Origin of the sequence: Pseudonocardia sp. MH-G8, from assembly GCF_002262885.1 — a bacterium.
Taxonomy (GTDB): domain Bacteria; phylum Actinomycetota; class Actinomycetes; order Mycobacteriales; family Pseudonocardiaceae; genus Pseudonocardia.
Genome location: NZ_NKYF01000009.1, coordinates 154,067 through 178,329, shown reverse-complemented (window position 1 = coordinate 178,329; position 24,263 = coordinate 154,067). Strand labels below are relative to the sequence as shown.

At 73.2% G+C, this 24,263-nt stretch carries 24 protein-coding genes; 8 read left to right on the top strand and 16 right to left on the bottom strand.

The annotated features are described in order from the left end of the window. Positions 1-22: 22 nt before the first annotated feature. The 12 genes from CFP66_RS21895 to CFP66_RS21840 all read right to left on the bottom strand — a co-directional run bounded on the left by CFP66_RS21895 (position 23) and on the right by CFP66_RS21840 (position 13,938). Positions 23-643, bottom strand: a complete 621-nt coding sequence (locus CFP66_RS21895; protein ID WP_094926992.1) for a VOC family protein — start codon at positions 641-643, stop codon at positions 23-25. Then, complete coding sequence (locus CFP66_RS21890) at positions 640-1,224, bottom strand: UbiX family flavin prenyltransferase (protein ID WP_198961587.1); 585 nt, start codon at positions 1,222-1,224, stop codon at positions 640-642. The genes CFP66_RS21895 and CFP66_RS21890 overlap by 4 nt, the downstream gene beginning before the upstream one ends. Then, the gene (locus CFP66_RS21885; RefSeq protein ID WP_094926991.1) at positions 1,217-2,602 is read right to left on the bottom strand and encodes a UbiD family decarboxylase; all 1,386 of its coding nucleotides are present in this window, start codon (positions 2,600-2,602) and stop codon (positions 1,217-1,219) included. The genes CFP66_RS21890 and CFP66_RS21885 overlap by 8 nt, the downstream gene beginning before the upstream one ends. Continuing rightward, positions 2,599-3,996 carry a sodium:solute symporter gene (locus CFP66_RS21880; RefSeq protein WP_198961586.1) on the bottom strand — a complete coding sequence of 466 codons (1,398 nt, stop codon included), beginning with the start codon at positions 3,994-3,996 and terminating at the stop codon, positions 2,599-2,601. Before CFP66_RS21880 ends, CFP66_RS21885 begins: the two co-directional genes overlap by 4 nt. After that, a complete protein-coding gene (locus CFP66_RS21875) occupies positions 3,993-4,760 on the bottom strand; it encodes an SDR family NAD(P)-dependent oxidoreductase (protein ID WP_094926990.1) in 768 nt (255 codons plus the stop codon). Before CFP66_RS21875 ends, CFP66_RS21880 begins: the two co-directional genes overlap by 4 nt. Positions 4,761-4,780: 20 nt before the next feature. Next, the gene (locus CFP66_RS21870; RefSeq protein ID WP_094927119.1) at positions 4,781-6,142 is read right to left on the bottom strand and encodes an MFS transporter; all 1,362 of its coding nucleotides are present in this window, start codon (positions 6,140-6,142) and stop codon (positions 4,781-4,783) included. A 129-nt stretch (positions 6,143-6,271) separates the two neighbouring features. Next, complete coding sequence (locus CFP66_RS21865) at positions 6,272-7,156, bottom strand: LysR family transcriptional regulator (protein ID WP_094926989.1); 885 nt, start codon at positions 7,154-7,156, stop codon at positions 6,272-6,274. Positions 7,157-7,164: 8 nt separating this feature from the next. Beyond that, on the bottom strand, positions 7,165-8,370 hold the full coding sequence (locus tag CFP66_RS21860; protein WP_094926988.1) for a 2Fe-2S iron-sulfur cluster-binding protein: 1,206 nt from the start codon (positions 8,368-8,370) through the stop codon (positions 7,165-7,167). After that, on the bottom strand, positions 8,367-9,245 hold the full coding sequence (locus CFP66_RS21855; RefSeq protein WP_094926987.1) for a xanthine dehydrogenase family protein subunit M: 879 nt from the start codon (positions 9,243-9,245) through the stop codon (positions 8,367-8,369). Before CFP66_RS21855 ends, CFP66_RS21860 begins: the two co-directional genes overlap by 4 nt. Next, a complete protein-coding gene (locus CFP66_RS21850; protein WP_094926986.1) occupies positions 9,246-10,025 on the bottom strand; it encodes an enoyl-CoA hydratase/isomerase family protein in 780 nt (259 codons plus the stop codon). Positions 10,026-10,028: 3 nt separating this feature from the next. Beyond that, a complete protein-coding gene (locus tag CFP66_RS21845) occupies positions 10,029-12,422 on the bottom strand; it encodes a xanthine dehydrogenase family protein molybdopterin-binding subunit (RefSeq protein WP_094926985.1) in 2,394 nt (797 codons plus the stop codon). After that, positions 12,415-13,938 (bottom strand): class I adenylate-forming enzyme family protein, encoded by a 1,524-nt coding sequence (locus CFP66_RS21840; protein ID WP_094926984.1) that lies wholly within the window; start codon positions 13,936-13,938, stop codon positions 12,415-12,417. Before CFP66_RS21840 ends, CFP66_RS21845 begins: the two co-directional genes overlap by 8 nt. A 122-nt stretch (positions 13,939-14,060) precedes the next feature. Here CFP66_RS21840 and CFP66_RS21835 point away from each other — a divergent pair, with 122 nt between their 5' ends. After that, positions 14,061-14,627, top strand: a complete 567-nt coding sequence (locus CFP66_RS21835) for a PadR family transcriptional regulator (RefSeq protein WP_233159606.1) — start codon at positions 14,061-14,063, stop codon at positions 14,625-14,627. A 175-nt stretch (positions 14,628-14,802) separates the two neighbouring features. Next, positions 14,803-15,192: a DUF4870 domain-containing protein gene (locus tag CFP66_RS21830; RefSeq protein WP_094926983.1), complete on the top strand. Its 390-nt coding sequence runs from the start codon at positions 14,803-14,805 to the stop codon at positions 15,190-15,192. Here the strand turns inward: CFP66_RS21830 and CFP66_RS21825 are convergent. Further along, positions 15,162-15,887 carry an HAD family hydrolase gene (locus CFP66_RS21825; protein WP_094926982.1) on the bottom strand — a complete coding sequence of 242 codons (726 nt, stop codon included), beginning with the start codon at positions 15,885-15,887 and terminating at the stop codon, positions 15,162-15,164. The genes CFP66_RS21830 and CFP66_RS21825 overlap by 31 nt on opposite strands. Before the next feature lie 110 nt (positions 15,888-15,997). On the opposite strand from CFP66_RS21825, the gene CFP66_RS21820 reads away from it, so the two are divergent. After that, positions 15,998-16,390, top strand: coding sequence for a hypothetical protein (locus tag CFP66_RS21820; RefSeq protein WP_198961585.1), 393 nt, complete (start codon positions 15,998-16,000; stop codon positions 16,388-16,390). A 19-nt stretch (positions 16,391-16,409) separates the two neighbouring features. Here CFP66_RS21820 and CFP66_RS21815 read toward each other — a convergent pair whose 3' ends face one another. Continuing rightward, positions 16,410-17,459, bottom strand: a complete 1,050-nt coding sequence (locus tag CFP66_RS21815; protein ID WP_094927117.1) for a GTP-binding protein — start codon at positions 17,457-17,459, stop codon at positions 16,410-16,412. A gap of 49 nt (positions 17,460-17,508) precedes the next feature. Here CFP66_RS21815 and CFP66_RS21810 point away from each other — a divergent pair, with 49 nt between their 5' ends. From CFP66_RS21810 to nhaA, 4 genes are all read left to right on the top strand, one after another. After that, positions 17,509-17,688 carry a hypothetical protein gene (locus CFP66_RS21810; protein WP_158228168.1) on the top strand — a complete coding sequence of 60 codons (180 nt, stop codon included), beginning with the start codon at positions 17,509-17,511 and terminating at the stop codon, positions 17,686-17,688. A gap of 164 nt (positions 17,689-17,852) precedes the next feature. Beyond that, positions 17,853-18,038 (top strand): hypothetical protein, encoded by a 186-nt coding sequence (locus CFP66_RS21805; protein WP_094926979.1) that lies wholly within the window; start codon positions 17,853-17,855, stop codon positions 18,036-18,038. Positions 18,039-18,276: 238 nt separating this feature from the next. Further along, complete coding sequence (locus CFP66_RS21800) at positions 18,277-20,736, top strand: PEP/pyruvate-binding domain-containing protein (protein ID WP_094926978.1); 2,460 nt, start codon at positions 18,277-18,279, stop codon at positions 20,734-20,736. A 160-nt stretch (positions 20,737-20,896) separates the two neighbouring features. Further along, on the top strand, positions 20,897-22,144 hold the full coding sequence (nhaA, locus tag CFP66_RS21795) for a Na+/H+ antiporter NhaA (protein WP_198961603.1): 1,248 nt from the start codon (positions 20,897-20,899) through the stop codon (positions 22,142-22,144). A 20-nt stretch (positions 22,145-22,164) separates the two neighbouring features. Here nhaA and CFP66_RS21790 read toward each other — a convergent pair whose 3' ends face one another. Further along, positions 22,165-22,623, bottom strand: a complete 459-nt coding sequence (locus tag CFP66_RS21790) for a hypothetical protein (RefSeq protein ID WP_198961584.1) — start codon at positions 22,621-22,623, stop codon at positions 22,165-22,167. Next, complete coding sequence (locus CFP66_RS21785; protein ID WP_369805124.1) at positions 22,607-23,737, bottom strand: cation diffusion facilitator family transporter; 1,131 nt, start codon at positions 23,735-23,737, stop codon at positions 22,607-22,609. Before CFP66_RS21785 ends, CFP66_RS21790 begins: the two co-directional genes overlap by 17 nt. A 20-nt stretch (positions 23,738-23,757) precedes the next feature. Between CFP66_RS21785 and CFP66_RS21780 the strand changes: the two genes are divergently transcribed. After that, on the top strand, positions 23,758-24,114 hold the full coding sequence (locus tag CFP66_RS21780) for a metalloregulator ArsR/SmtB family transcription factor (RefSeq protein WP_094926977.1): 357 nt from the start codon (positions 23,758-23,760) through the stop codon (positions 24,112-24,114). Positions 24,115-24,263: the final 149 nt, after the last annotated feature.

The window sequence follows — 24,263 nt, the reverse complement described above, 5'->3', positions numbered from 1 at the left end:
GCCTGTGCTCAGATGCCTGTGCTCAGATGGTGATGTGCCCGTTGGGCGTGTCGAGGACCGCCTCCAGGCCGGCCGGTCCGGTGGTGACGTCCAGCTCGACGTCCAGGGCCGCCAGCGCATGCCGGACGGCCGGCGGGTCGGGGTGGTGCCCGGTCAGGGACACCAGGGCGAGCTGCGGGAGCCCGTCCGCGGTGGGGTGGCGGGCGTCGAGCCAGTCGATGAGCGCGGGCGCGAGCCCGCCGAACCGGTCGCCGCGGTTGGGGGTCAGCCGCCATTCCAGCAGGTCCCCGGCGGGGGTACGGCGCGACAGCGGCGCGATGTCGCCCGGGTCGTAGCCGCCCTCCCGGGCCGCCGCGACGGTCGTCTCGATGTCGGAGGGCCGCACCACCCACGCCGCCAACCGCGGCCCGGTCAGGCGGTCGATGCCGAAGATCTCCGGCAGCGGCACCGCGGCGGGGTCGTCGGGCCCGATCAGCTCGAGGTAGGCGCTCCCGCCGAGCCCGACCAGGAAGTTGCGGGTGCCGCGACCGACGTGCCGACCGCCGAGCACCGGTGCCACACCGGCGCGGCGGGTGAAGTCCGCGACCAGCGCGTCGAGGTCGGTGGATGCGTAGACGAGGTGGTCCAGGCGCGGTTCGGTCATGACGTCACCTTCGCAGGAACCTCTCCCCACCGGCGGACGACGCCGAGCTCGAGGTCGAACAGGTCGAGCACGCGCCCGACGGTGTGGTCCACCATCTCCTCCAACGTCTGCGGCCGCGCGTAGAACGCGGGCACCGGCGGCGCGATCACCGCGCCCACCTCGGTGAGCTCGGCCATCGTGCGCAGGTGGTTGCGGTGCAGCGGGGTCTCCCGGACCATCAGCACCAGCCTGCGCCGCTCCTTGAGCACCACGTCCGCGGCCCGGGCGAGCAGGCTCGTCGTCACGCCCGAGGCGATCTCGGACATCGACTTCACCGAGCACGGCGCCACGACCATCCCGAGCGTGCGGAACGAGCCGCTGGAGATGGGGGCGCCGAGGTCGGTGTTGGAGTGGCAGACGTCGGCGAGCGCGGTGAGGTCGCCCACGGACATGTCGGTCTCGTAGCCGAGCGTCATCCGCGCCGACTTGGTGAGGACGAGGTGGGTCTGCACGGGCGTGGGGCGCAGCAGCTCCAGCAGCCGCACCCCGTAGGTGATGCCCGAGGCTCCCGAGATCCCCACGATCAGCCGGGGCTCATCCACGGCAGGCCTCCCGCCAGTCGGCCGTAGCGGGCGCGGTGAGCGCCCCGACGTCGAGCTCCTGCTGACCCGGCACCGCGATCCGCGTGAACTTCATGGGCGGCGCGTCCACCGCGACCGTGGCGTCGAGGCCCATCTTGGCGCCGACCCCCTCGGCCGTCGACGGGTCGAGCTTGGAGCCCTGGCTGCCGGACACGACGACGAGGTCGCGGTCGGCCTGGAAGCGGGTGGCCACGGCCCACTCCACCTCGGTGGGGTCGTGCACGTCGACGTCGGTGTCGACGACGGTGACGTGCTTGATGTCGTAGTGGGTGCCCAGCGCCCCGAGCAGCACGTTCTTCGCCTCGCCCGGCGCGGGCCGCTCCACCTGGACGTACAGGTGGTAGCGGCAGGTCCCGCCGCGCGAGAGGTGCACGTCGCGCACGCAGGGGAAGCTGCGGCGCAGGCTCGCCAGGAACGACGCCTCGCGCGGGATGCCACCGAGCAGCAGGTGCTCCAGCCCGCCTCCGACGATCGTGTGGAACAGCGGCGACTCCCGGGAGGTGAGCGCGTCGACCTCGATGACGTGTCGCTCGGCGCGCTGCCCGTAGTACTGCGGGAACTCGCCGAACGGGCCCTCTGGCTCGCGCACCTGTGCGAGCAGCCGGCCTTCGAGCACGATCTCCGCGTCGGCGGGCACCCGCACCTCGTTGGTGACGCAGCGGGTGACGGGCAGCGGCTCGCCGCGCAGGGCGCCGGAGATCTCCAGCTCGTCGTGGTCGATCGGGACAATCGCCTGGGAGGCCATCAGCGTGAGCGGGTCGACCCCGATCACGATGGCGATCTCCAGGTCGGCGCCCGCGGACTCGCGGTCGTGGAAGAAGGCCAGGGTGTGGCGCGGCAGCAGCAGCGCGCCGAGCCGGTTCGGCCCGCTCACCTGCAGGCGGTGGATCGAGACGTTCTGCACGCCGGTGTCGGGTCTGCGCGCGATCAGCAGACCGGCCGTGATGTAGGCGCCGTGGTCGTGCTCGTTGTGCGTGGGGATCGGAAGCATCGCGGTGAGGTCGACGTCCTTGCGGACGGACTGCTGGCACGGCGCCTCGCCGACCTCCCGGCTGGGCACCGGCTCCAGGCACGCGTGGCGGTAGCGCTCGATCAGCCCGTCCTGCGGCACGCCCATCGCCTCGGCCATCCACGCGCGGTCCGACAGGAGGCCGGACACGACCGGGACCGCGTGGCCACCAGGCTGAGGGAAGAGGGTGGCGGCGGCCCCGTCGAACCGGTTCGCGATGCCGGCGACGCCGAAGCGCAGGTCCACGCCCGGCTGCGCCATCACGAGCCGGTCCCGGGACCCCAGGTGGTCCAGCCACCCGCGCAGTGACGCGCCCACGGGCACGCTCATGTCGCCTCCTCCTTCACCACGGGTGTTCGGCCGCGCCGCCCGAGCACGTGCACCACCGTCATGATCACCAGCGGGCAGGCGACGGCAACGTAGGCGTTGTCGATGCCGAACGGGTCGCCCGCCAGGAACCACCCGGTCGTCGCCACCAGCGCGACGACGATGGACACGGCGGCGCCGCGGCTGCTGCCGTAGCCGGGCTTGTAGAACATCAGGACGATCAGCACGGCCAGGGCCGCGCGCAGCGACTTGGCCAGGAATGTCACGGCGAGCACGTCCTCGGCGAACAGGGCGAGCGCGATCGGCACGACGCCGGCCCCGAACGTCGCGAGCCGCAGGAACACGACGTCCTTGCGGTCGTCGCCGTCGGTGTTGAAGTACGGCCGGTAGAAGTCCTTGAGCAGCAGCGTCGCCGACCCGATGATCAGGGCCGCGATGCTGCCCAGGATCGCCCCGACCAACCCGCACATGACGAGCGCGGTCAGCAGCGGGTGGATGTCGACGGCGAGCACCGGCAGCGCGTCGATCGAGTCGATGCCCGGGTACAGCACGGCGCTGACCATGCCGACCACGGCCGCGAGGATGCCGAACGGCACCAGCATCAGCGCCGAGTAGAAGCCGGCGCGCTGCGCGCGTCCCGGATCGCGGACCGTGGTGACGGCCTGCACCACGTACTGCGTCGCGAAGATCGCCCCGACCCCGGCGATCAGCCAGGCGAAGATCTGGGCCCAGCCGACGCCGTCGACGGAGAAGCTCTCGGCCGGCAGCGCCGCCCGCAGCTCACCGATCCCGCCCACGCGGGACACGCCGATGACGGCGAGCACGCCCACCGCGGCCAGCTTCATCACCGCGTGCAGGACGTTGGTGTAGACCACCGAACGCATCCCGCCGACCACCACGTACACCGTGGCCAGCACGCCGACGACGACGATGGCCCAGTCGCGGTCGATGCCCAGCAGGCTGGACAGCATCGCCCCGCCGCTGGCGTAGATCGCGACGGCGACGATCAGCAGGGCGCACGTCATGATCACCGAAGTTGCGGTGCGGACGCCCTCGCCGTAGGTGGTGGCCAGCGCGCCGGAGATCGTGTTCTCGCCCAGCGCCTTGTACTTGCGGGCCACGAAGAGCGAGAACAGGACGAAGCCGATCGCGAGGGCGATGACGTTCCAGGCCGCCGAGATGCCGACGGAGTACGCCTTCTGGGCCGTCCCGAGCGTCGCCGAGGTCCCGATGAACTCCGACATCAGCAGGAACCCGATCAGCACGGCGGGGAAGACCCGGCCACCGCTGGCGAAGCCCTCCGACGTCCGGGAGGCGCGCCGCACGACGTAGCTGATGCCCGCGAGCACCACCATGTAGCCGGCGACCACGAGCAGGACGATCCAGGGCGCGCTCACGTGAACACCCCTCCCCCGTCCACGACCAGGGTCTGCCCGGTCACGAAACCGCCGGCGTCGGAGGTCAGGAACAGCACCGCCCCGACGAGGTCGTCGGGCAGCATCTCCCGTCCCAGCGCGCGGCCGCCGGCTGCGGCCGCGAGGTAGGCGTCGCTGTTCAGCGCGCGGGACGCCTCGTCGCTCACCAGGCCGGGCGCGACGGCGTTGACCGTGATCCCGTCGGCACCGAGCTCGCGCGCCGCCACGCGGGTCAGGCCTTCGACCGCGGCCTTGGAGGCCACGTAGTGCGCGAAGCCGGGCACGCCCGTGCGCGCGGTGGTGGAGGAGATGGTGACGATCCGGCCGCCGCCCCCGGCCCGCATCACCGGCGCGACCGCCCGGATCCCCTGCCACGTGCCCCGCACGTTGACCCGCAGCACCGTGTCCCAGTCGTCGGTGGACAGGTCCGTGAGCGGGCGCTTGGCCGTCAGGCCCTGGTAGATCGCGGCGTTGTTCACCAGCGCGTCGATCCCGCCGAACTCGTCGCGGGCCCGCGCCACCAGCACGGCCCAGTCGGCGTCGGAGGTCACGTCGCCCGCCACGAAGACGACCGGGCCACCCCCGGCTGCGGTGGCCTTCTCGGCGAGCGCGACTCCTGCCTCGGCGGCGGCGGGGACGTCGGCCGCGACGACGTTCGCCCCCGCGGCCGCGAAGGCCCGGACGTAGTTGCCGCCGATACCACCGGCCGCACCGGTGACCACCACGGTCTTGCCGTCGAACTGCATCTCGGTCCTCCTCGCAAGGGTCAGGCCTGGGCGGGTGTCACGGCGGGGTCGGCCGGGGCGCGGGTGTGCTCCCGCTCCAGGGCGCCGCGGGTCTCGGGTGAGAGGACCGCACCGACCAGGAACAGCACCACGCACCCGCCGAGGAAGGCCGCGAGCCGGCTGGGGATGTCGGCCACGGTGGGGCTGGCGAGGCTCACGAAGGTGGTCATGAGCCCGCCGATGGCGAAGCCGCCGTTCCAGACGACGGCCGTGGCCGTGGCGCGCAGCCGGGTGGGGAACCGCTCGTTGAGGTAGATCGGCACCGCGGCGTAGGAGGCGTTGGCGCAGACGGTGAGCAGGATGCCGTAGCCGAGCAGCTGCCCGGTGTCCTGCGGGCCGAACCCGGCCATGACCAGCACGAGCAGCGGCAGCGCTACGACGTTGAGGATGCCGGTCACGAGGAAGACCGGGCGCCGCCCGAACCGCTCCGACGCGTGTCCCGCGATGAGCGCCGCCGGCATGATCGCAAGGCTCGTCCACACCAGCAGCGCACCGCGCGGGCCCGCCGGCACCTCGTTGATCTCGGCGAGGTAGGTCGGCAGGTACCCCGCGGTGAGGTAGTACTGGGCGCCCCCGCCGATCACGAGCGCGAGGCTGGTCAGCAGGACGCGGCGGTGCTGCGGCGCGAACAGCTCGCGGGCCTGCACGGGTGCGCCCCGCTTCCCCGCCTGCCACAACGGCGACTCCTCCGTGGCGCGGAACAGCACCAGGCTCGCCAGCGAGGCCAGCAGGCCGCTGAAGAACATCACCCGCCAGCCCCAGACGGCGAACGCGTCCCCCGGGAAGGCGGCGGACACGCCGACGAAGACCAGCGAGGCGACCACCGCGCCGATGGCCGCCCCACCACCGGCCACCAGCCCGGACACCAGGCCGCGCCACCGCTGCGACACGGTCTCGGTGCCGAGCGTGTGCGTGGCGGCGACCACGCCACCGACCAGCAGCCCCTGCACGAGGCGCAGGGCGATGAACAGGGTCGGCGCGAGCGCGCCCACCGCGGCGTACGTGGGCAGGGCGCCCATCAGCGCCGTCGCGATCCCCACCCCGACGACGGTGACGATCAGCGTCTGCCGCCTGCCCTTCGAGTCGGCGTAGCGGCCGAAGAACGCGCCGCCCAGCGGGCGCATCACCAGGCTCACGCCGAACGAGGCGAACGTCGCCGCGAGGGTGAGCGTGGGGCTCGACGTCGGGAAGAACAGCGCGCCCACTGTCGGGGCGACGTAGAGCAGCACGAACAGGTCGAACAGGTCGAAGCCGAACCCGACGACCGAGGAAAAGCCCGCCGTGAGCATCTGCCGGCGGCTCGGCGCGGGTGGCGCGCTCGGGCGCTCTCCGCTCTCGCTCACGGTCACTCCCTCCGTTGGGACAGGTCCCCATGACAGTACGATCCGGATGGTCCGGAAGGTACGTCGGATCCGCAATGGGAGGCATAGGGACGAGGCGTCCCCGCGGGGCGCGGAGCCAGGACGACCGCGTCAGCCCAGCCGCGCGCCGGCCGCTGCCAGCAGCCTGTTCAGGAACGCCTCCACCGGTGGTGAGGCCAGGGAGCCCGGGCGCCACACGACACCCAGCTCGCGCCGGGCCCCGGCGTCGGACACCGGCACCGCGTGCTCGGCGCCGCTCGCGGCGAGTCGGGGCAGCAACGCGACGCCGACCCCGCTGCGCACCATGCCCTGCACGATCGAGAGCTGCCCGGTCTCGATCACCACGCGGGGGGTGAACCCGGCGCGGGCGCACAGCTGGTCGGCCAGCTCGCGCAGGCCGTAGCCGCTGCGCATGCAGACGAAGTCCTCGTCGGCGAGCTCCCGCACGGCGACGTCCGGCCGGTCGCGCAGCGGGTGACCGGGCGGCAGCAGCGCCACGACGGGCTCGCGCACGAGCGTGCGGGACCCGAGCCCGGCGAGCGTCGCGGGCATGCGGGTGACGGCGATGTCCAGCTCACCGCTGTGCACCAGCTGCTCGAAGTCGCGGGAGACGTCGTGCTCGACCATGCGCACGGCCACGGCCGGGTGCTCGGCGCGGAACGCGGCCAGCACCGCGGGCAGCAGGTGGGCGCCGACGCTCGGGAGCACGCCCACCGCCACCCGGCCGTGCCGGAGGCCGACGACCTCCTCCACCCGCTCGCGGCCGCGCTCCACCTCGGCCAGCGCCCGCTCGGCGTGCTCGAGGAGCGCCTCGCCCGCCGCCGTGAGCTGCACCCGCCGGGCCAGCCGCTCGAACAGCTTGGCCCCGACGTCCTGCTCCAGCTTGCGGATCTGGATCGACAGCGTCGGCTGGGCCAGGAACAGGGAAGCGGCGGCCTGCGTCATGCTGCCCTCCCTCGCCACGGCGACGAAGTAGCGCAGCTGGTGCAGCTCCATGGCTGGAACTATCGCCGACGGCGCAGCGCCGCGCGCACCCGCGCGGCCACCGTCTGCACGAGGAGGGCCACTGCTCCGGGGGGCCTCGCGGGCGTGGTCGGTGCACGACCGGTCCGCGCGTTCTCCTCGACGGCGGCGGCGAACTGCTCGAACAACCGCCTGCTCACGTCCCCGGCCAGCGCCCGGCCGAACTGGGCGATGCGCCCCGACAGGAACAGCGCGGCGTCGGCACGCAGGACCGCGCCGCCGGCCGCGGGCTCGACAGCGAGGCGGATGTCGGCTTGCGTGGCGCTGCCGCCGGTGTCGGCCCCGTGCGCCAGCACCCGCATCCGGTGCTCGGCCGGCACCCGCTCGACGACGTGTGCCAGCCCGTCGAAGGCCAGCTTCACCGGCCCGAGCGCCACGGTCGCCCGGCCGCGGTAGCGGTCGCCGTCCAGCACCTCGACGAGCTCGGCCCCGGGCAGACAGGCGGCCAGCCGGTGGAAGTCGTCGAGCACCTCCCACACCTTCTCCGCGGGCACGCCGAGCTCGCTGCGCACCTCGACCGTGGCCGAGGGTGCGCCGGTGGGCAGGCGCACCTCGGCCGGGGCGGGGGGCGGGGCCTCGGTGATGGCGCCCTCCCGCGCCGCGGGCTGCCCACCGCCGCGTCCGACCAGGGTGCGCCGACCGCAGTTGCGGGGGCCCGGCAAGCCGTCGGGGTGCTGCGCCGCGACGTCGGCCACGGCCGCGAGGATGCCGCGGTAGCCGGTGCACCGGCACAGCACGCCCGACATCTCCACCGGCAGCTCGTCGGGGCTGATCGCGGTGCCCTCGGGGCCGTCGGCCAGCAGGTCGTAGCTGCTCATCAGCATGCCGGGGGTGCAGAAGCCGCACTGCAGGCCGTGGTGGGCGGAGAACGCCTGCTGCAGCGGGTGCTGCTCCTCGGCGCTGCCCAGCCCCTCAACGGTGACGATCTCGGCGCCCTCGCACTGCACCGCGAACAGCAGGCACGCGCGGGCGGCCTCGCCGTCGACGAGCACGGTGCACATGCCACACACCCCGTGCTCGCAGCCCAGGTGCGTGCCGGTCAGGCCGAGCTGCTCGCGCAGCACGTCGGCGAGGTGCACGCGTGGCGGCACGGAGACGGTGACGTCGGTGCCGTTCACCGTCATCGCGATCTCGACGCGCTCACCCGCCGCGACCTTCACGGCGCGCGCGTCCGGACGGCGGTTCATGCTGCTACCTCCTGTTCAGCGCGCCGGGCCCGGCGCAGGGCGCCGGCCAGCTCGCGCGCAGCGAGCACTCCGAGCAGGCGCCTGCGGTAGCCGGTGGAGCCGTGCGCGTCACCGCCGGTGTCGACGACCTCGGCCGCGATCCGCGCGGTCTCCGGGCGCAGCTGCGCCTCGTCCGGGTGCGCCGCCAGCAGCGCCGTGACGTCCCGGGTGACCGGCCGGTCGGACACGCCGAAGCCGGTGAGGCGCGCGTGCGTCACCGCGCCGTCGGCGGCGACCCGCACGCGGGTGGCGACCCCGGCGAGGGCGAAGTCGCCGTGCCGGCGCGCGATCTCGGCGAACCCGAAGCCCTCCCCCGCGCGCGCGGGCGGGAACGTGGCGGCGACGACGAGGTCCTCCGCGCCGGCGACAGTGGTCATCGCGCCGGCGAAGAACTCCCCCGCCGGCACGGTCCGGCGCCCGGCCGGGCCGGCGATCTCGATCATCGCGTCCAGGCAGGACGCCACGGCGGGCAGCTCGGCCGCGGGATCGGCGTGGGCGAGGCTGCCGACGACGGTGCCGCGGCTGCGCAGCTCGCGGTGCCCGACGAAGGGCATCGCCATCCTGATCAGCGGCACACCACGGGCCTGCGCCGACCGTTCGACGGTGCGCTGCCGCACCGCGGCGCCGACCCGCAGACCCCCCGCCGTGTTCTCGAGGTCGCCGAGCTCGGGGACGGCGGTGATGTCCACGAGCGTCGCGGGCCTGCCCAGCCGCATCGCCAGCACCGGCACCAGCGACTGCCCGCCCGCGAGCACCTTGGCGTCGCCGCCGGCCAGCTCGGCGAGGACGTCGTCGAGCGTGGCCGGGCGGACGTAGGCGAACGGCGGGGCCTTCATCTAGCGGCCCTGGAAGTTCGGCTTGCGCTTCTCGCCGAACGCCTTGACGCCCTCGGCGAAGTCCTCGGTGGCGCGCAGCATCGCGTACGCCTTGCGCTCCAGCTCGATGCCGGAGTACAGCGGCGCGTCCAGGCCCTTGTCGAGGACCTCCTTCGCGGTGCGCTGCGCCGACGGCGAGAAGCCGGCCATCTTCGCGGCGAGCGCGTCCACGGCGGTGTTCAGCGCGTCGCGGTCGTCGTGCAGGCCGGCCACCACACCCCAGTCGAGCGCCTGCTGGGCCTGGATGCGGGTGGCGGTCATGATGTGGAACTTCGCCCGCGACAGCCCGATGAGCCGGCCCAGCCGCTGCGTGCCCCCGGACCCGGGGATCATCCCCAGGTTCATCTCCGGCAGCGCGAACTGGCTGCGCGGGGTGGCCAGCCGGATGTCGCAGGACAGGGCCAGCTCCAGCCCGACGCCGAAGCAGTAGCCGTCGACGGCGGCGATCACCGGCTTGGTGCTGCGCGCCGCCGCGGTGACGTTGTGCCCGAGGTCGGTGAAGTCGAACGGCTCGACCTCCATGAACCCGGCGATGTCCCCGCCGGAGGAGAAGTGCTCGCCGTCGGAGCGGATCACCACCACGCGCACGTCGTCGTCGCGGTCGATCTCCGCGAACCGCTCCGCCACCTTCTGCCGCATCTCCCAGGTGATCACGGTGTAGCGGCCGTGGGACAGGGTCAGGTACGCGACCCGTCCGTCGTCGCTGCGGTCGAGGATCACGTCGCCGCCGGTCAGGGGCATGTCTCAGGACTCCTTCGTGTCGAGCAGCCGGTGCAGCACGTCGCCGTGCAGGGGCAGCCGGGTGATGGGGACGCCTGCGGGGCGCAGCGCGTCGGCGACGGCGTTCGCGAACGCCACCGGGAAGCTCATCGACGAGCCCTCGCCGCACCCCTTCGCCCCGAGCGGGGTGAGCGGGGACGGCGACACCACGTGGTCGGTGCGCAGCTCGTAGTCGGTCTCGGCGGTGGTCGGGCAGAGGTAGTCGAGGAACGTGCCCGCCGTGGGCTGGCCCGACTCGGCGTAGGTGAACTCCTCGTACATCGCCCCGCCGAGGGCGTGGGTGAGCGCGCCGTGCACCTGGCCGTCGAGCAGCTGCTGGTTGAGCACGGTGCCGGCGTCGTGCACCGACGAGACCCGGTCGATCGTGATCTCGAGCGTGTCCGGGTCGATCCGCACGGCGACGATCTCGGCGACGAAGCCGTAGCAGAGCGATGAGTTGATGCGGTCGTCGCGCGTGGCCGCCTTGACCTCGGCCGGGGTGAACGCCGCCTCCTCGTAGAGCCTGGCCGGGGTGCCCGCGGGCAGGGCGCCGGGGTCCCAGTGCACGAGGCCTGCGGCGTGGCGGAACCGCACTGCGCGGTCCGGGTCGCCGCGGTGGCGGACCAGGCCGTCGGCGAGCTCCAGCTCGTCCGCGGGCAGCTCGAGCATCGCCGAGGCGGCGGCGCGCACGGTGGCCGCGATCCGGTCGGCGGCCTCCACGACGGCGCTCGTCACGAGCGGCGCGAAACGCGACGAGTAGCTGCCGGAGGTGACCGTCCACGGCGTGGTGGCGGTGTCCATGTCGACGACCACTCGCACCTGCTCCTCCGGCAACCCGAGCCGGGCCGCGGCCACCGACCGGGCCACCGTGGCGTGCCCCTGCCCCTGCGGCACGCTGCCCAGCAGCACCGTGACCAGGCCCTGCATGTCCACCGAGACGCGTACGTGCTCGGTGGAGCCGGACTTGTCCCGGCCCGGCTTGCGCTGCTCGGACGGGGTGGCCAGCCCGACGTAGCCGATGTTGGTGCCCGACGGGTCGACCACCAGGCCGACACCCACGCCGTAGTAGCCGCCCTCCGCGCGCACCTCGTCCTGGCGGGCCCGCAACTCGTCCATGTCGGCGTTCTTCACGGCCAGGTCCACGGCGGCGGCGTAGTCGCCGGAGTCGTACACGCCGCCGGTGGGCGTCTCGTGGGGGAACGAGCCGACGAGGTTGCGCCTGCGCACCTCGAGCACGTCGCGGCCGGTGGCGTCGGCCACCGCGTCCATCAGGCGTTCCAGCCCGAAGTACAGCTGCTGGCCGCCGAAGCCGCGGTTGAGCCCCACCGGCATCTGGTTGGTGACGACCGCGCGCGCCCGGATCTCCACCGCGTCGATGGCGTACGGCCCGGTGATGTTGCCGTAGCAGCGGTAGAGCGTGGAGGGCTCGGGCGGGCGCAGGTAGGCGCCGACGTTGTCGACGAGGTCGGTCTTCAGGGCGGTGACCGTGCCGTCCGCGTCGACGGCCGCGGCGAAGCGCATCACGCGGTCGGCGCCCGCCGAGCTGGCGAGCAGGTGCTCGACGCGGTCCTCGGTCCAGCGCACCGGGGTGCCGGCGTGCTTGGACGCCAATGCCATCAGCACGACGTAGGGGTAGATGCCGGCCTTGATGCCGAAGCTGCCGCCGATGTCGGCGGGCACGTGCAGCCGGATCCGCGACGTGGGCAGGCCCAGCGCCCCCGCCATGACCGGGACCATCGTGAACGGGCCGTGGAAGTTGGCCCAGGCCTCGACGCCGCCGGTGTCCTCCCAGTGCGCGATGACGGAGTAGCACTCCATCGGCACCGACGAGTAGCGCGGGAAGTCGTACTCGCCCTCGACCACGTGCGCGGCGTTCGCGAACGCCTCTTCGACGGGGCCGAAGGAGAACGTCCGGTCGGTGGCGACGTTGGATCCCGCGTCCTCGTGCAGCAACGGCGAGTCCGGCTCGAGCGCCGCCCGCGGGTGCACGACGGTGTGCAGCGGCTCGTAGTCGACCGTCACGAGCTCGGCGGCGTCCTCCGCGGTGTAGCGGTCGGTGGCCACCACCACGGCGATCGGCTCGCCGACGAACCGCACCTTGTCCGTGCCCGTCGGGTAGTAGGGCATCACCGCGCCGGTGGACAGCGGGAACGGGCGCAGCGCGGCGAGCACCTCGTCCGGGCCGATCACCGCCGCGACGCCGGGGTGCGCGCGGGCGCGCGACAGGTCGACCGAGCGCAGCCGTGCGTGCGGCTGCGTGGACCGGACGACGGCCGCGACGAGCGTGCCGGGCAGCGGGTCCATGTCGTCGAGGAACCGTCCCTGCCCGCTGACGAGCGCGGCGTCCTCGGTGCGGGCAGGTGTCCAGCGCTCAGCCATGCGAGTGCTCCCCCAGGGTGTCGGCCAGCGCGTCGAACTCGCCGGCCACGAGCGTCCGCCGCAGCGTCTTGCCCACGCCCGACCGGGGGATCGACGACACCGCGATCACGCGCTTTGGCCGCTTGAGCGAGGGCAGCACCTCGCGGGCGTAGGCCATCGCCTGCGCGGCGGCGTCGGTCGGCGCGACGCCGCCGGCCGGCACGACGAACGCGGTGACCGCCTGCCCCCAGCGGTCGTCGGACAGACCCACGACGCACACGTCGTCGACGGCCGGGCAGCGGACCAGCGCGGCCTCGATCTCGTCGGGGTAGAGGTTCTCCCCACCCGAATTGATCATGTCGTCGACGCGGCCGGACACCCACAGGTCGCCGTCGGAGTCGGCGACGGCGAGGTCACCGGTGTAGTACCAGCCGTCCCGGATCGACTTGGCGTCGGCGTCGGGGCGCTGCCAGTAGCCGGCGAACGCCTCCGGGCTCTCCATCGACACGATCACCTGCCCCTGCTCCCCCGGCGCGACGAGCGCGTCGGGCGCGGCGCCGACCTCGGGCGCCACCAGCCGCACCCGGGAGAAGATCCCGGCCCGGCCCGCGGAGCCGGGCTTCGCGGCGACGTCCGGACCGATGGTGAACGTGTAGATCTCGGTGCTGCCGAAGTGGTTCACGAACGCGCGCGGGCCCACCTCGGCCACGAGCTGCTCGGCCAGCGCGGGTGTCATCGCCGCCCCGGCGTAGGCCAGCCGGTCCAGCGCGCGGGCGTCGGACAGCCGCCCCGTGCGCAGCAGCGACCAGTAGATCGTGGGCACCAGGTAGAGCGAGGACACGTTCTCCGACGTGATGAGCTCGATCGACTCCTCCGCGTCGAACGCGGGCTGCCCGACCCAGGTGCCGCCGGCGACGATGCTGGTCAGGAGCGTGCGCAGGCCCATGGTGTGGAACATCGGCATCACACCGAGCACCACCTCGCCGTCGCGCTGCTGGGTCTGCACGGCGTGCGCGACGGCCGCGGAGTGCTCGGCGCGGTGGGTGCGCGGCACGCCCTTGGGACGTCCGGTCGTGCCCGAGGTGTAGAGCATCACGCTGACGTCGGACTCCGACGGGTGCGTGTCGAGCGCGTGGTCGGGCTCGCGCTCCGCCGCGGCGTCCAGCTCGGCGACGTCCCGCGCCGCGACCGGGGTGCCGGCCGCGCGCTCGGCGTTCGCCGGGTCGGTGACCAGCAGCCGCGCCGCGGAGTCCTCGACGCAGTAGCGCAGCTCGTCGGACGAGAACCGGGTGGACAGCGGCACCGACACCGCGCCCAGCTTCTGCGCGGCGAGGTGCAGGCTCGCGAGCGGTTCGCCGCCGGTCAGGGCGAGCGCGATCCGGTCCCCCGGGCGCACGCCCGCGCCTGCGAGCGCGCGTGCCAGCTGGTTGGTCCGCGCGTCCCACTCCCGGTAGCCCAGGTGACGCCCGCTCCCGCGCACCGCGGCCCGCTGCGGGAACCGTTCCGCCGTCCACCGCATCGCCGTGCTCAGGTCCATTCGGCCTCCTTGACGCTCCGTTTCAGACCGTACTGTCCGGACGGATGACAGGCAAGGGCGGACCGTACGACTCGGACGGTGCAGCCGCTACGATCGGCGTCCACCGGTGAGGGAGAGCTGCTGTGAGCGATGTCCGCCTGTCCGCGACGTCCTACGTCGTGCTCGGGATGATCGCCCTGCGCGGCCCGTCCACGCCGTACGACCTGAAGCGCGCGGTGGGACACTCGGTCGGCTACTTCTGGCACTTCCCGCACGCCCAGCTCTACTCGGAGCCGGACCGCCTGGCGGCCCTGGGACTGCTGGAGCTCGCCGTCGAGGACCGCGGGCGGCGGCGCAAGACCTACTCGCTCACCGACACCGGGCGCGCCGCCCTGCAGAACTGGCTCGCCTCCCCCACCGACGAGCACTTCGAGATGCGCGACATCGCCGAGCTCAAGCTGTTCTTCAACGAAGCGGGAGACCCGGAGAACGACGTCCCGGCACTCGCCCGCGACCAGATCAAGCAGCACGAGGCCCGGATCGCGGCCTACGAGGAGATGGTCGAGCGGTTCGGCGACGACGCGAACGCCCAACCCCGGATGATCACCCTCGAGCTCGGCCTCGAGATGGAGCACGCCGCGTTGCGGTTCTGGACCGCGCTCGCCGACGACGACCTGGACCGGCTCCGCGCGGCACGCCGAACACGCTGACGGCACGACGCGATCTGCCGGGGCCTGCGCGCGCCCCGGCACAGACCTCCGCGACCTCGCACACAGGCCCGGACGTGTGTGCGACGCAGCGAAGGTGTGTGCGACCCGTACGGGTGGGCACCACCGGTCCTGCTCGATCGTTGTTCCTTGGGAGACCACCGTGGAGGAGCACCCGATGTCGCAGCCGCGTCAGTCCGGACCCGCATCGACACCGTCGGGAAGCAGCCGCATCGCGGCGATCCTCGCCCACCTGTCGGCGCCGATCGCGGCATTGCTGAGCGCCGGAACGCTGAGCCTGCTCGGCCCGCTGCTCGTCTGGCTCGTGAAGAAGGACGACCCGTACGCGCGCAGGGCCGCCGCAGGCGCGTTCAACTTCAACCTGTCCTTCTGGGTGCTCTACCTGCTCAGCTGGTTGCTGGTCGCCACGATCATCGGCGCGGTCATCGGCATCCCGCTGCTCATCGTGCTGTTCCTGGTCTCCGCGTGGTGCCACATCAAGGGCGCGGTCCGCGCCGCCGACGACCGGACCTACGACTACCCGTTCCAGATCCGCGTGCTGTCCTGATCGAGCTGGGCGAGGGCGGCGGGTAGATCGCGCGCATCGGTCACCTCGACGGTCGGGGCCGGGCCCTCGGGGTCGACCCGGTGCCCCGCGCGGGCGAGCCGGATCGTCGGGATCCCGGCCTCCAACGCCCCCCGGACGTCCCGCGCCGATGCGGCCACGTGCACCAGCCCCGGCGCGGCCCGCAGCGCCCGCAGGTAGATCTCCGGCGCAGGCTTGAAGGCCCCGAGCCGTTGCGAGGTCAGCACCCACCGCGGATCGACCAACCGGTGGGCGCGGGTGGTGACCACCAGCTCGTCGTCCACGTTGGACAGGATCCCGACCGAGGCGTGCGCCGCGACCGCTGTGACGCCCTTCTCGACATCGGGCCACAGCGGCCACCGCGCCGCGCTGCGCCACAGGAGATCGAGATCGCCTTCCGGTTGTCCGTGCAGGCCGAGCTCGTCGTACGCGAGGCGCAGGGCGTGCAGTGACAGCTCCCGGAACGACGTGCGAGCACCCGCAGCGGCACGGCGCTGCTGCTCCTTGTTGTTCCGGTCCCAGACGTCGTAGAGCTCCTCCCCCGGCACCGACCAGCCACGACCCGCGGCGATCTCGGTGAACGCGGCAGCGCCACCGCGGCGGGAGTCGGTCAGCGCGCTGAACAGGTCGAACGTGACCACCCGTGGGAAGTGGCGGTCTGTGGCCCCCTGCTGCATCCCGGCACGGTATCGATGGATGGCCGGCGCGACGTACCCACGCTTGCATCCGGGTGCGGACCTACCCTGGGAGGCCGGCCCGACGGACGGGTCGGCAGGAGGCGAGTGCCGTGAGCAGGACTGGTGCGACCGAGCGAGGTGGGTCCAGCGACGCGACGCTCGATCAGGCATGGGCGCCTGTCGACGCGTGCACGTTGCCCACACCGGAGCAGCCGCTGCGGGAGGCCGAGTTCGACGCGCTGTTCGCAACCGCGTTGCGCGGTGTGGAACGGCCGGCGCCGACCTGGCTACGACTGCATCTCGCGGCCGGGGACGGGCTGGAGACGAAGGCGCGGGAGCTGACGGCGCGGGAGTCGTCGTGCTGCTCGTTCTTCGACTTCCGGCTCGCTGCCGCCGCTGACGGCCTCACGCTGGATGTGCGGGTGCCCGAGACCCGGATCGCCGTGCTGGACGGGCTCGGCCGACGGGCGGAGGCCGCCCGGCCGGGTCCGGCGACCGCGTGACGCGTTCACCGTGCTGCGGTCACCACTCGTCCTCCGTCGAGCGGTGACCGTCCAGGTCGTCGGTGGACACCGCGTGCCGGTGGACCGCGAACATCGCGTCCGGATCGGCGGGTTCGGCGCGCTCGCACGCGCGTAGCCCGGCGGCGACCGTCTCCCGGTCCATCCCGCACCCGATCACCACCAGACTCGTGCGCCGCTGCTGTCCCGGCTCCCAGGCGGTCCGCTCGAAACGCAGGTGCTGGCCGACGGCGTGGAGCAGGTACCGCTGCCGGTGGCCGCGGACACCGAAGTGCACGACGCCCTTGAGCCGGTAGGCCGCGGCGGGCCGGCTCTCCAGGAAGTCGACGAAACGGCGCGGGTCGATCGGCCGGTCCGTCACGAACGGGACGGCGTCGTAGGCCGCGTGGAGGTGACCACGGTGGTGTGGATCGTCGTCGCACCCGGCCTGCCCGAGCATCAGCTGCCGCCCGGCCACGACCTCGATGTCGAACAGCATCCGGGTGTCCACGACACCGTGTCGGGTGGCGAGCACCGGCGCCCGGTCGTTGAGGGACCGGCACAGCTCGCGAACGCGCGACATCTGGTCGGCGTCCACCCGGTCGGTCTTGTTGAGGACCACCAGATCCGCGAGACGCACGTGCCGGTCCAGCTCGGGGTGCCTGCTCCGCACGGCCTCGAACTCCGCGGTGTCGACGACCTCGATCAGGCCGCCGAAGGACGTGTGCGGGTTCCCCGAGCCGAGGACGAGCCGGACCAGCGCACCCGGTTCCGCGATCCCGCTGGCTTCGATCACGATCACGTCGATGTCCGAACCGGGCCCCGTGAGCTGGTCGAGCATCGGCCCGACGCCGGCCGCATCGGCGACGCAGCACAGGCAGCCGTTGCCGACCGGGACAACCCCCGCGGCGCTGCCCCCGACCAGCATCGCATCGACGGGGATGCTGCCGAAGTCGTTGACGATGACGCCGATCCGCAGGTCGAGGCTGTGGGTGAGCAGGTGGTTGAGCAACGTCGTCTTCCCCGAGCCGAGGAAACCGGCGAGCACGAGCACAGGGGTCCGACGGCGCATCGAGGACACCTATCACACCGCGCCCCCGAGCCCGGACGTGGCGATCCGGATGGTCGCCGAGCTCAGGCTGGTGCCGTCGCCGGAACTGGCGCAGCTGACGACGAGCGGCGATGCGGGCCAGGCCGACCTCAGCTACGAGCTCGTGTCTTCGCTCGACGCCGACGTGGTCCCGGGCATCGAGCACGCCCTCGACCGGCTCGTACCGGAGCTGGAACGCGCCCTCGGCTAGGAGACCCAGGCCACCACGACCCCCAAGATCTTTCCGAGATCCACCGGATCGCCCCGGGAAGGGCGATCAGCTCGACCTCGCAACGATCGATCCATTTGAGATCGACGCGATCGCCCTTCCCGGGGCGGACAGGTGAATCTCGCAACGATCAACGCCCGTCGCATGTGGCGGCGCGGCGTGGGTCGGATGTCGGGTTCGCCTCCCCCGGGACCCGCCTCTACCTGATCGCCACCCACAGCGGCATCACCCTGGCGCCGCTGCTGGCCGACTACGCCCCGGACCGCCTGATCGGCAAATCGATCACCGACTTCCCGAAGTTCGCGACGCTGCACTTCCCCGCCCAGCAGTGAGTGCTCAGCTCGTGGGGTTGAGTCGTTCGGGTTCCGAGCCCCGTGCATCTCCCGGTTGACACGCAGGCCGGCGGGCGTACGGTCAGCCTCGGTGTGCCGGGAAGTCTGGTCGGCGTTCTGTCGGACTGCCCCGAATGGAGCGCGCACCCATGGATGCCACCACACCGCCGATGTCGATCTCACGCATCCGGCGAGCGGTCTTCGCGACCACCCCTCTCGTACCGTGCGAGTCGGCGTCATGAGCCGCGAATTCGTGATCGGGCTCGACGCGCTCGACGCCAACTCGGACGCACTGGTCGGCGGTAAGGGCGCGAGCCTCGGCGCGCTGGTCAGGGCCGGGGAGCGCGTGCCCGCCGGCTTCTGCATCACGACCGCCGCCCATGCCGGCGACCGGTTCGGGGAGGACCTGCGCCGCGAGATCGTGCAGGCCTACGAGCGGCTCGGCGCGGGAGGCGTCGCGGTTCGGTCCAGCGCCACGACCGAGGACCTGCCCTTCGCCAGCTTCGCGGGCCAGCACGAGACCTTCCTGAACGTGCGCGGTGGTGACGAGCTGATCGATGCGGTGCGGCGGTGCTGGGACTCGCTCTCGAGTCCGCGCGCGGTCGCCTACCGCGAGGCCGCGGGCGTCGCGGAGCTGCCGGCCCTGATGGGCGTGGTCGTCCAGACGATGGTGGACCCGGCTGCGGCAGGGGTGCTGTTCACGGCCAACCCGATCACCGGCTGCCGGACCGAGATGGTCGTCGACGCTGTTGCCGGGCTCGGTGACGTCGTCGTCGAGGGCAGCGGGACGGCCGATCACTACGTCCTGGACGGGCGGCCGTCGGCCCCGAGCGCCGGCGGGTGCCTGAGCGCCGCCCAGCTCGACCAGCTGCAGGAGACCGGGCAGCGGCTCCAGCAGCGCACCGGCGCCCCCCAGGACGTCGAGTGGGCGTTCGACCGGGACGGCACGCTCTGGCTGCTCCAGTCGCGCCCGATCACCACGCTGTTCCCGCTACCGCGATCGGATCGTCCCGGGCCGCGCGTCTACTTCGAGGGCGGCCACATGCAGGGCATGTTGCGGCCCTTCACGCCGATGGGGATGTCCGCGATGCGGGTCGCCATGGCGGACTACCTGGAGAACGTCGGCGTCCGTGCCGACCCGTTCCGCGGCCACCCCGGCCTCGTCGACGTGGCCGGGCGCATGTACCTCGACCTCACCGGGATCGTCCGGTACCGAGCCGTCCGGGCGAAGCTGCCGGCGGCCATGGAGGTCTACGGGCCCCGGGTGTCCTCGGCGATGGAGCGGGTGTTGGAAGATCCCCGCTTCGCGCCCGTGCCGGGCCGGCCCTACCGGCTGCGCACCGTGCTCCCCGCGGCGGCCCGGTTGGCACCCGAGATGGTCGCCGGACTGGTCGGCGCCCTGGTGGCGCCGGCGCGCGCCCGTGAGCGGGCGTTCCGCGCCGCCGCGCAGGTGCAGCAGCAGTCCCGGTCGCACCAGGACCCGATCACCACCGCGGATCGGCTGCACCGCGCGATGGCGGCCCAGCGCCCCTTCCTCGCGCTCGGTATGCGGACGATGCTGCCACCGCTCTACGCCGCCATGTTCGCGAAGGCGGCCGGGGCCGCTCTGCTCGCGGGCGTTGCCACCCCGGGCGAGGTCGACGAGACGCTGCGCGGGATGCCGCACAACGTCACCACCGAGATGGACCTGGCTCTGGCGCGGTTGGCATCGGCCGCGGCAGCACACCGCGATCTGCTGTTGCACACCCCGGCGCGCGAGCTCGCCGGGCGCTACCTCGCCGGGGAGTTGCCCGAGATCGGGCTCGGCGGGTTCCTGCGCCGGTACGGGCACCGGGGCGCGGCCGAGGTCGATGTGGGCGTGCCGCGCTGGGCCGAGGACCCGACGCCGGTGTTCGCCGCCGTCGCCGGCTACCTGCGCGTCACGGACCCGGAGCAGGCTCCCGACCGGCGGTTCGCACGCGCGGCGGCGGAAGCGGAGGCGAAGATCGACGAGCTCGTGCGCAGCGCGCGGCGCACCCGGCCGCTCCGGGCCCGGGTCGCCGGCCTCCTCCTGCGCAGGTCGCGATCCCTGGCAGGGCTGCGGGAGCTGCCCAAGTTCGCCTGGCTGCACGCGTTCGCCGAGATGCGCGAGCAACTCCTCGCGGCGGGCGCCGAGCTGCACGGGCACGGCCGCCTGGAGCGGGCCGAGGACATCATGTTCCTCGACCTCCGCGAGGCTCTCGCGGCCGCCGAGGGCGCCGACCTGCGCCCGGTGATCCTCGAGCGTCGGGCGGAGTACGAGCGGGAGATGCGGCGCCGCAGCGTCCCCGGCCTCCTGCTCTCCGACGGCACCGACCCGGAGGCGCTGGCGCCCCGCGCCCCCGTCGGCGACGGGGCTTTGGCCGGCATGCCGGCAGCACCGGGCCGGGTGACCGGACGGGCTCGGGTGGTCCTCGATCCGTCCGACGCGCACGTGGAGCCGGGCGAGGTGCTGGTGGCGCCCACCACCGATCCCGGCTGGACGCCGTTGTTCCTGACCGCGGGTGGGCTGGTGACCGAGACCGGCTCACCGATGGCCCACGGACCGACCGTCGCCCGGGAGTACGGGATCCCGGCCGTCATCTGCGTGCGCGATGCGACGCGGCTGATCAGGACGGGACAGCTGATCACCGTCGACGGCGCCGCCGGAACCGTCGTCGTCGACGACGTCCCCGGGTAGCTCACGTCAGCCCGATCGGGCACGACCGTGACAGCCGACTACCATTGTGGTCGGTGTGCCGGGAAGTCTGGTCGGCGGTCTACAGCCGACCCTTCCCGGAGGTACCCCCGTGAGCCCACCCCGCATCCGCTCGCTGCTGGGCCGCCGCAGCTGGCCCGAGATGCGCCGCATCAGCGACATCCTGCGCGCCGAGACGGTCGGCGGGATCCTGCTGGTGATCGCTGCCGCGCTCGCGCTCGCGCTCGCCAACTCCCCGTGGGGCGACAGCTACCGGGCGCTGAGCGAACTGCGCCTCGGGCCGGCGGCACTGCACCTGGACCTCACCCTCGCCCAGTGGGCCGCCGACGGCCTGCTGGCGATCTTCTTCTTCGTGGCGGGCCTCGAGCTGAAGCGCGAGTTCGTCGCCGGGGACCTGCGCGACCCGGCGAAGGCGGCGCTGCCGGTCGCGGCCGCCGTCGGCGGGATGGTGGTTCCCGCGGTCATCTACACAGCCTTCAACGCGGGAGCGGCCGGCGGTGCGCTGTCGGGGTGGGCGATCCCGACCGCCACCGACATCGCGTTCGCCCTCGCCGTGCTCGCGATCATCAACACGCACCTGCCGGCGGCGCTGCGCACGTTCCTGCTGACCCTGGCCGTCGTCGACGACCTCCTGGCCATCGCGATCATCGCGCTGTTCTACACCGACTCGCTCGAACCGGTGCCGCTGCTGCTCGCGCTGGTCCCGCTGGCGCTGTTCGCGCTGCTGGTGCAGCGGCGCGTCCGGTCCTGGTGGCTCCTGCTCCCGCTGGCCGTCGCCGCCTGGGTGCTGGTGCACGAGTCCGGCGTGCACGCCACCGTCGCCGGCGTGCTGCTCGGGTTCGCCGTGCCGGTCATCCGCCGCAAGCCCGGCCCCGGACCGGGCCTGGCCGAGCACTTCGAACACATCTTCCGTCCGCTGTCGGCCGGCGTCGCCGTACCGGTGTTCGCCTTCTTCGCCGCCGGCGTGTCCCTCGCCGGAGCAGGCGGGCTGGGCGCCACGCTCTCGGACTCGGTGGCGCTCGGCATCATCGCCGGCCTCGTCGCCGGCAAGGCCGTCGGCGTGTTCGGCGCGACCTGGCTCGTGCAGCGGTTCACCCGTGCCCGCCTGGCCGACGGGTTGAGCTGGTGGGACGTCTTCGGGCTGGCGCTGCTCGCCGGGATCGGGTTCACGGTGTCCCTGCTGATCGGAGAGCTCGCCTTCGGCGCCGGCAGTGAGCGCGACGAGCACGTCAAGATCGGTGTCCTGGCCGGCTCCCTGCTCGCCGCGCTGCTGGCGACGATCGTGCTGCGCACGCGCAACCGGCACTACCGCCGCATCTGCGCCGAGGAGGAACGCGACACCGACGCCGACGGGATCCCCGACGTCTACCAGGAGCAGGACGGCCGGTAGGACCGGTCTTCCGCGGCCCGTCAGCCGGCCCGCGGGCAGGCGAGCGCGCTGCGCAACCGGGCCCGCAGGGCGGCGGCGAGGCCGATCACGGCGAGCACCGCCAGGAACGGCTGGACGGGCTCGAACCAGGTCATCGCGCCGGTGTAGCCGAGCACGAGCAGCACGAGCTTGTTGCAGACCGGGCAGCCGACGGCGAAGAAGCCGAGCATCGCCCCGGCCGACGCCCGCCGTCCGCCCGGCCCCTGCGGCGCACGGACGTAGGTGGCCGCGACCAGGCCGGACAGGATCGACACCAGGCCGAGCACCGGGTAGGCCCCGCCGGGGGTCGAGATCTCCCGCCAGAACCACGGGCTCGGCAGCACCGCGGTCGGGACCGCGATGAGGACGGCCGTCGCGAGCGTGGACAGCGCTGCTACCGCCCAGTGCCGCGTGGTCCACGTGGACATCACGCGGCTCTCCAGCTCACCCGGAACCGCCACCGACACCTCCCCCGCTACCGGGCCAGGATACGGACGGCCGGGCGGGCGCAGCTCGGTACGCCGGGACGACCGCACCCGGATCGAGCGCCGTGGGGTGGTGCGCGAGGACGGCGTGGTGGTCGAGGCCGCTGCGCGCGTGCGGACTGACGTGCACCGTGGCCGCGACGAGTTTCGGCACGTCGTGGAGCAGCCTGTGCTGGGTGGCCGTGGCGATGTCGTGGGCGGTGACGACATCGAGTGCGGGGTCGACGGCGATGGCGAGCTCGGCGCGCACCCGGTGGCCGGTCCAGCGCAGCCGCAGTGCCTCGACGGCGAGCACGCCGGGGACGGCGCGGATGCTCGCCTCGGCGGTGTCGACGAGGTCCGGGTCGACGGCGTCCATGAGCCGTCGGTAGATGTCGGTGGCCGCCCCGCGGAGCACGACGAGGATCGCCACGGTGATCAGCAGACCGATGATCGGGTCGGCCAGCGGGAACCCGGCCATGACGCCGATCGCGGCGGCGACCACGGCGAGGGAGGTGAACCCGTCGGTGCGCGCGTGCAGGCCGTCGGCGACGAGCGCGGCCGATCCGATCCGGCGGCCCACCCGGATCCGGTGGACCGCGACGAGCTCGTTGCCGGCGAACCCGATCAGTCCGGCGGCGAGCACCACGCCGGGACTGGTGATCGGTTGCGGGTCGAGGAGGCGGCGGATCGACTCGTAGCCGGCCACGACCGCGGACAGGGCGATCATCGCCACGATGAACACGCCGGCCAGGTCCTCGGCGCGTCCGTAGCCGTAGGTGTAGCGGCGGGTGGCCGCCCGGCGTCCGAGGACGAACGCGATCCACAGCGGCACCGCGGTGAGCGCGTCGGAGAAGTTGTGGATCGTGTCGGCGAGCAGCGCCGCCGATCCGGACAGGACCACCACGCCCAGTTGAGCGAGTGCGGTCACCGCGAGCACGACAAGGCTGATCTTCAGCGTCCGGATGCCCTCCGCGCTGGCGGCCAGCGCGGAGTCCACCGAGTCGGCGGCGTCGTGGCTGTGCGGCCGCAGCACGTCACGGATCCGGCCCCAGCGGGACCGCCCGTGACCGTGGCCATGACCGTGGCTCGCTTCCTCGCGGATTCCCACACCTGGCACTATACGTGCTCATGTACGCACGCGACGACAGTGCAAGTGCGCACCACTGGCAGGAACTGCCGAGCGAGGACCACGTCGCGGTGGCCGCGCAGGCGTTCCGGTTGCTGGCCGACCCGACGCGGCTGCGTGTGCTGTGGTTGCTGTGCGGGGGCGAGAGCGATGTCAGCACGCTCGCCCGGCGGGTCGAGGTCGCCCGGCCCGCGGTGTCGCAGCACCTGGCCAAGCTCCGCCTGGCGGGACTGGTCGCCACCCGGCGTGACGGGCGGCGCGTGGTCTACCGGGCCCGGGGCGGACACGTGCGGCGTCTGCTCGGAGAGGCGATCGAGGCGGCCGACCACCATCTGACCGGGGTGCCCGAGCACCCCTGAGCGCCGTCGCGGTGATCGCGCGGGTCCGACCTCCCGCGATGCTCTCAGCCCACCCACAGGGCCGAAGGCACACCATCTGAGGCTCACGGGGTATGCGGTCCCCTCGAGCGGCGGAAGGAGGCCCGTGTCAGGTAGTGCGCCTCGGGCTG

Coding starts and splice junctions, on each gene's coding strand:
- CFP66_RS21885 (WP_094926991.1), bottom strand. CDS start 2,602: ATGAGCGTGCCCGTGGGCGCGTCACTGCGCGGGTGGCTGGACCACCTG.
- CFP66_RS21800 (WP_094926978.1), top strand. CDS start 18,277: ATGAGCCGCGAATTCGTGATCGGGCTCGACGCGCTCGACGCCAACTCG.
- CFP66_RS21810 (WP_158228168.1), top strand. CDS start 17,509: ATGGTCGCCGAGCTCAGGCTGGTGCCGTCGCCGGAACTGGCGCAGCTG.
- CFP66_RS21895 (WP_094926992.1), bottom strand. CDS start 643: ATGACCGAACCGCGCCTGGACCACCTCGTCTACGCATCCACCGACCTC.
- CFP66_RS21830 (WP_094926983.1), top strand. CDS start 14,803: ATGTCGCAGCCGCGTCAGTCCGGACCCGCATCGACACCGTCGGGAAGC.
- CFP66_RS21815 (WP_094927117.1), bottom strand. CDS start 17,459: ATGCGCCGTCGGACCCCTGTGCTCGTGCTCGCCGGTTTCCTCGGCTCG.
- CFP66_RS21855 (WP_094926987.1), bottom strand. CDS start 9,245: ATGAAGGCCCCGCCGTTCGCCTACGTCCGCCCGGCCACGCTCGACGAC.
- CFP66_RS21850 (WP_094926986.1), bottom strand. CDS start 10,025: ATGCCCCTGACCGGCGGCGACGTGATCCTCGACCGCAGCGACGACGGA.
- CFP66_RS21825 (WP_094926982.1), bottom strand. CDS start 15,887: ATGCAGCAGGGGGCCACAGACCGCCACTTCCCACGGGTGGTCACGTTC.
- CFP66_RS21875 (WP_094926990.1), bottom strand. CDS start 4,760: ATGCAGTTCGACGGCAAGACCGTGGTGGTCACCGGTGCGGCCGGTGGT.
- CFP66_RS21845 (WP_094926985.1), bottom strand. CDS start 12,422: ATGGCTGAGCGCTGGACACCTGCCCGCACCGAGGACGCCGCGCTCGTC.
- CFP66_RS21780 (WP_094926977.1), top strand. CDS start 23,758: ATGTACGCACGCGACGACAGTGCAAGTGCGCACCACTGGCAGGAACTG.
- CFP66_RS21840 (WP_094926984.1), bottom strand. CDS start 13,938: ATGGACCTGAGCACGGCGATGCGGTGGACGGCGGAACGGTTCCCGCAG.
- CFP66_RS21865 (WP_094926989.1), bottom strand. CDS start 7,156: ATGGAGCTGCACCAGCTGCGCTACTTCGTCGCCGTGGCGAGGGAGGGC.
- CFP66_RS21860 (WP_094926988.1), bottom strand. CDS start 8,370: ATGAACCGCCGTCCGGACGCGCGCGCCGTGAAGGTCGCGGCGGGTGAG.
- nhaA (WP_198961603.1), top strand. CDS start 20,897: ATGCGCCGCATCAGCGACATCCTGCGCGCCGAGACGGTCGGCGGGATC.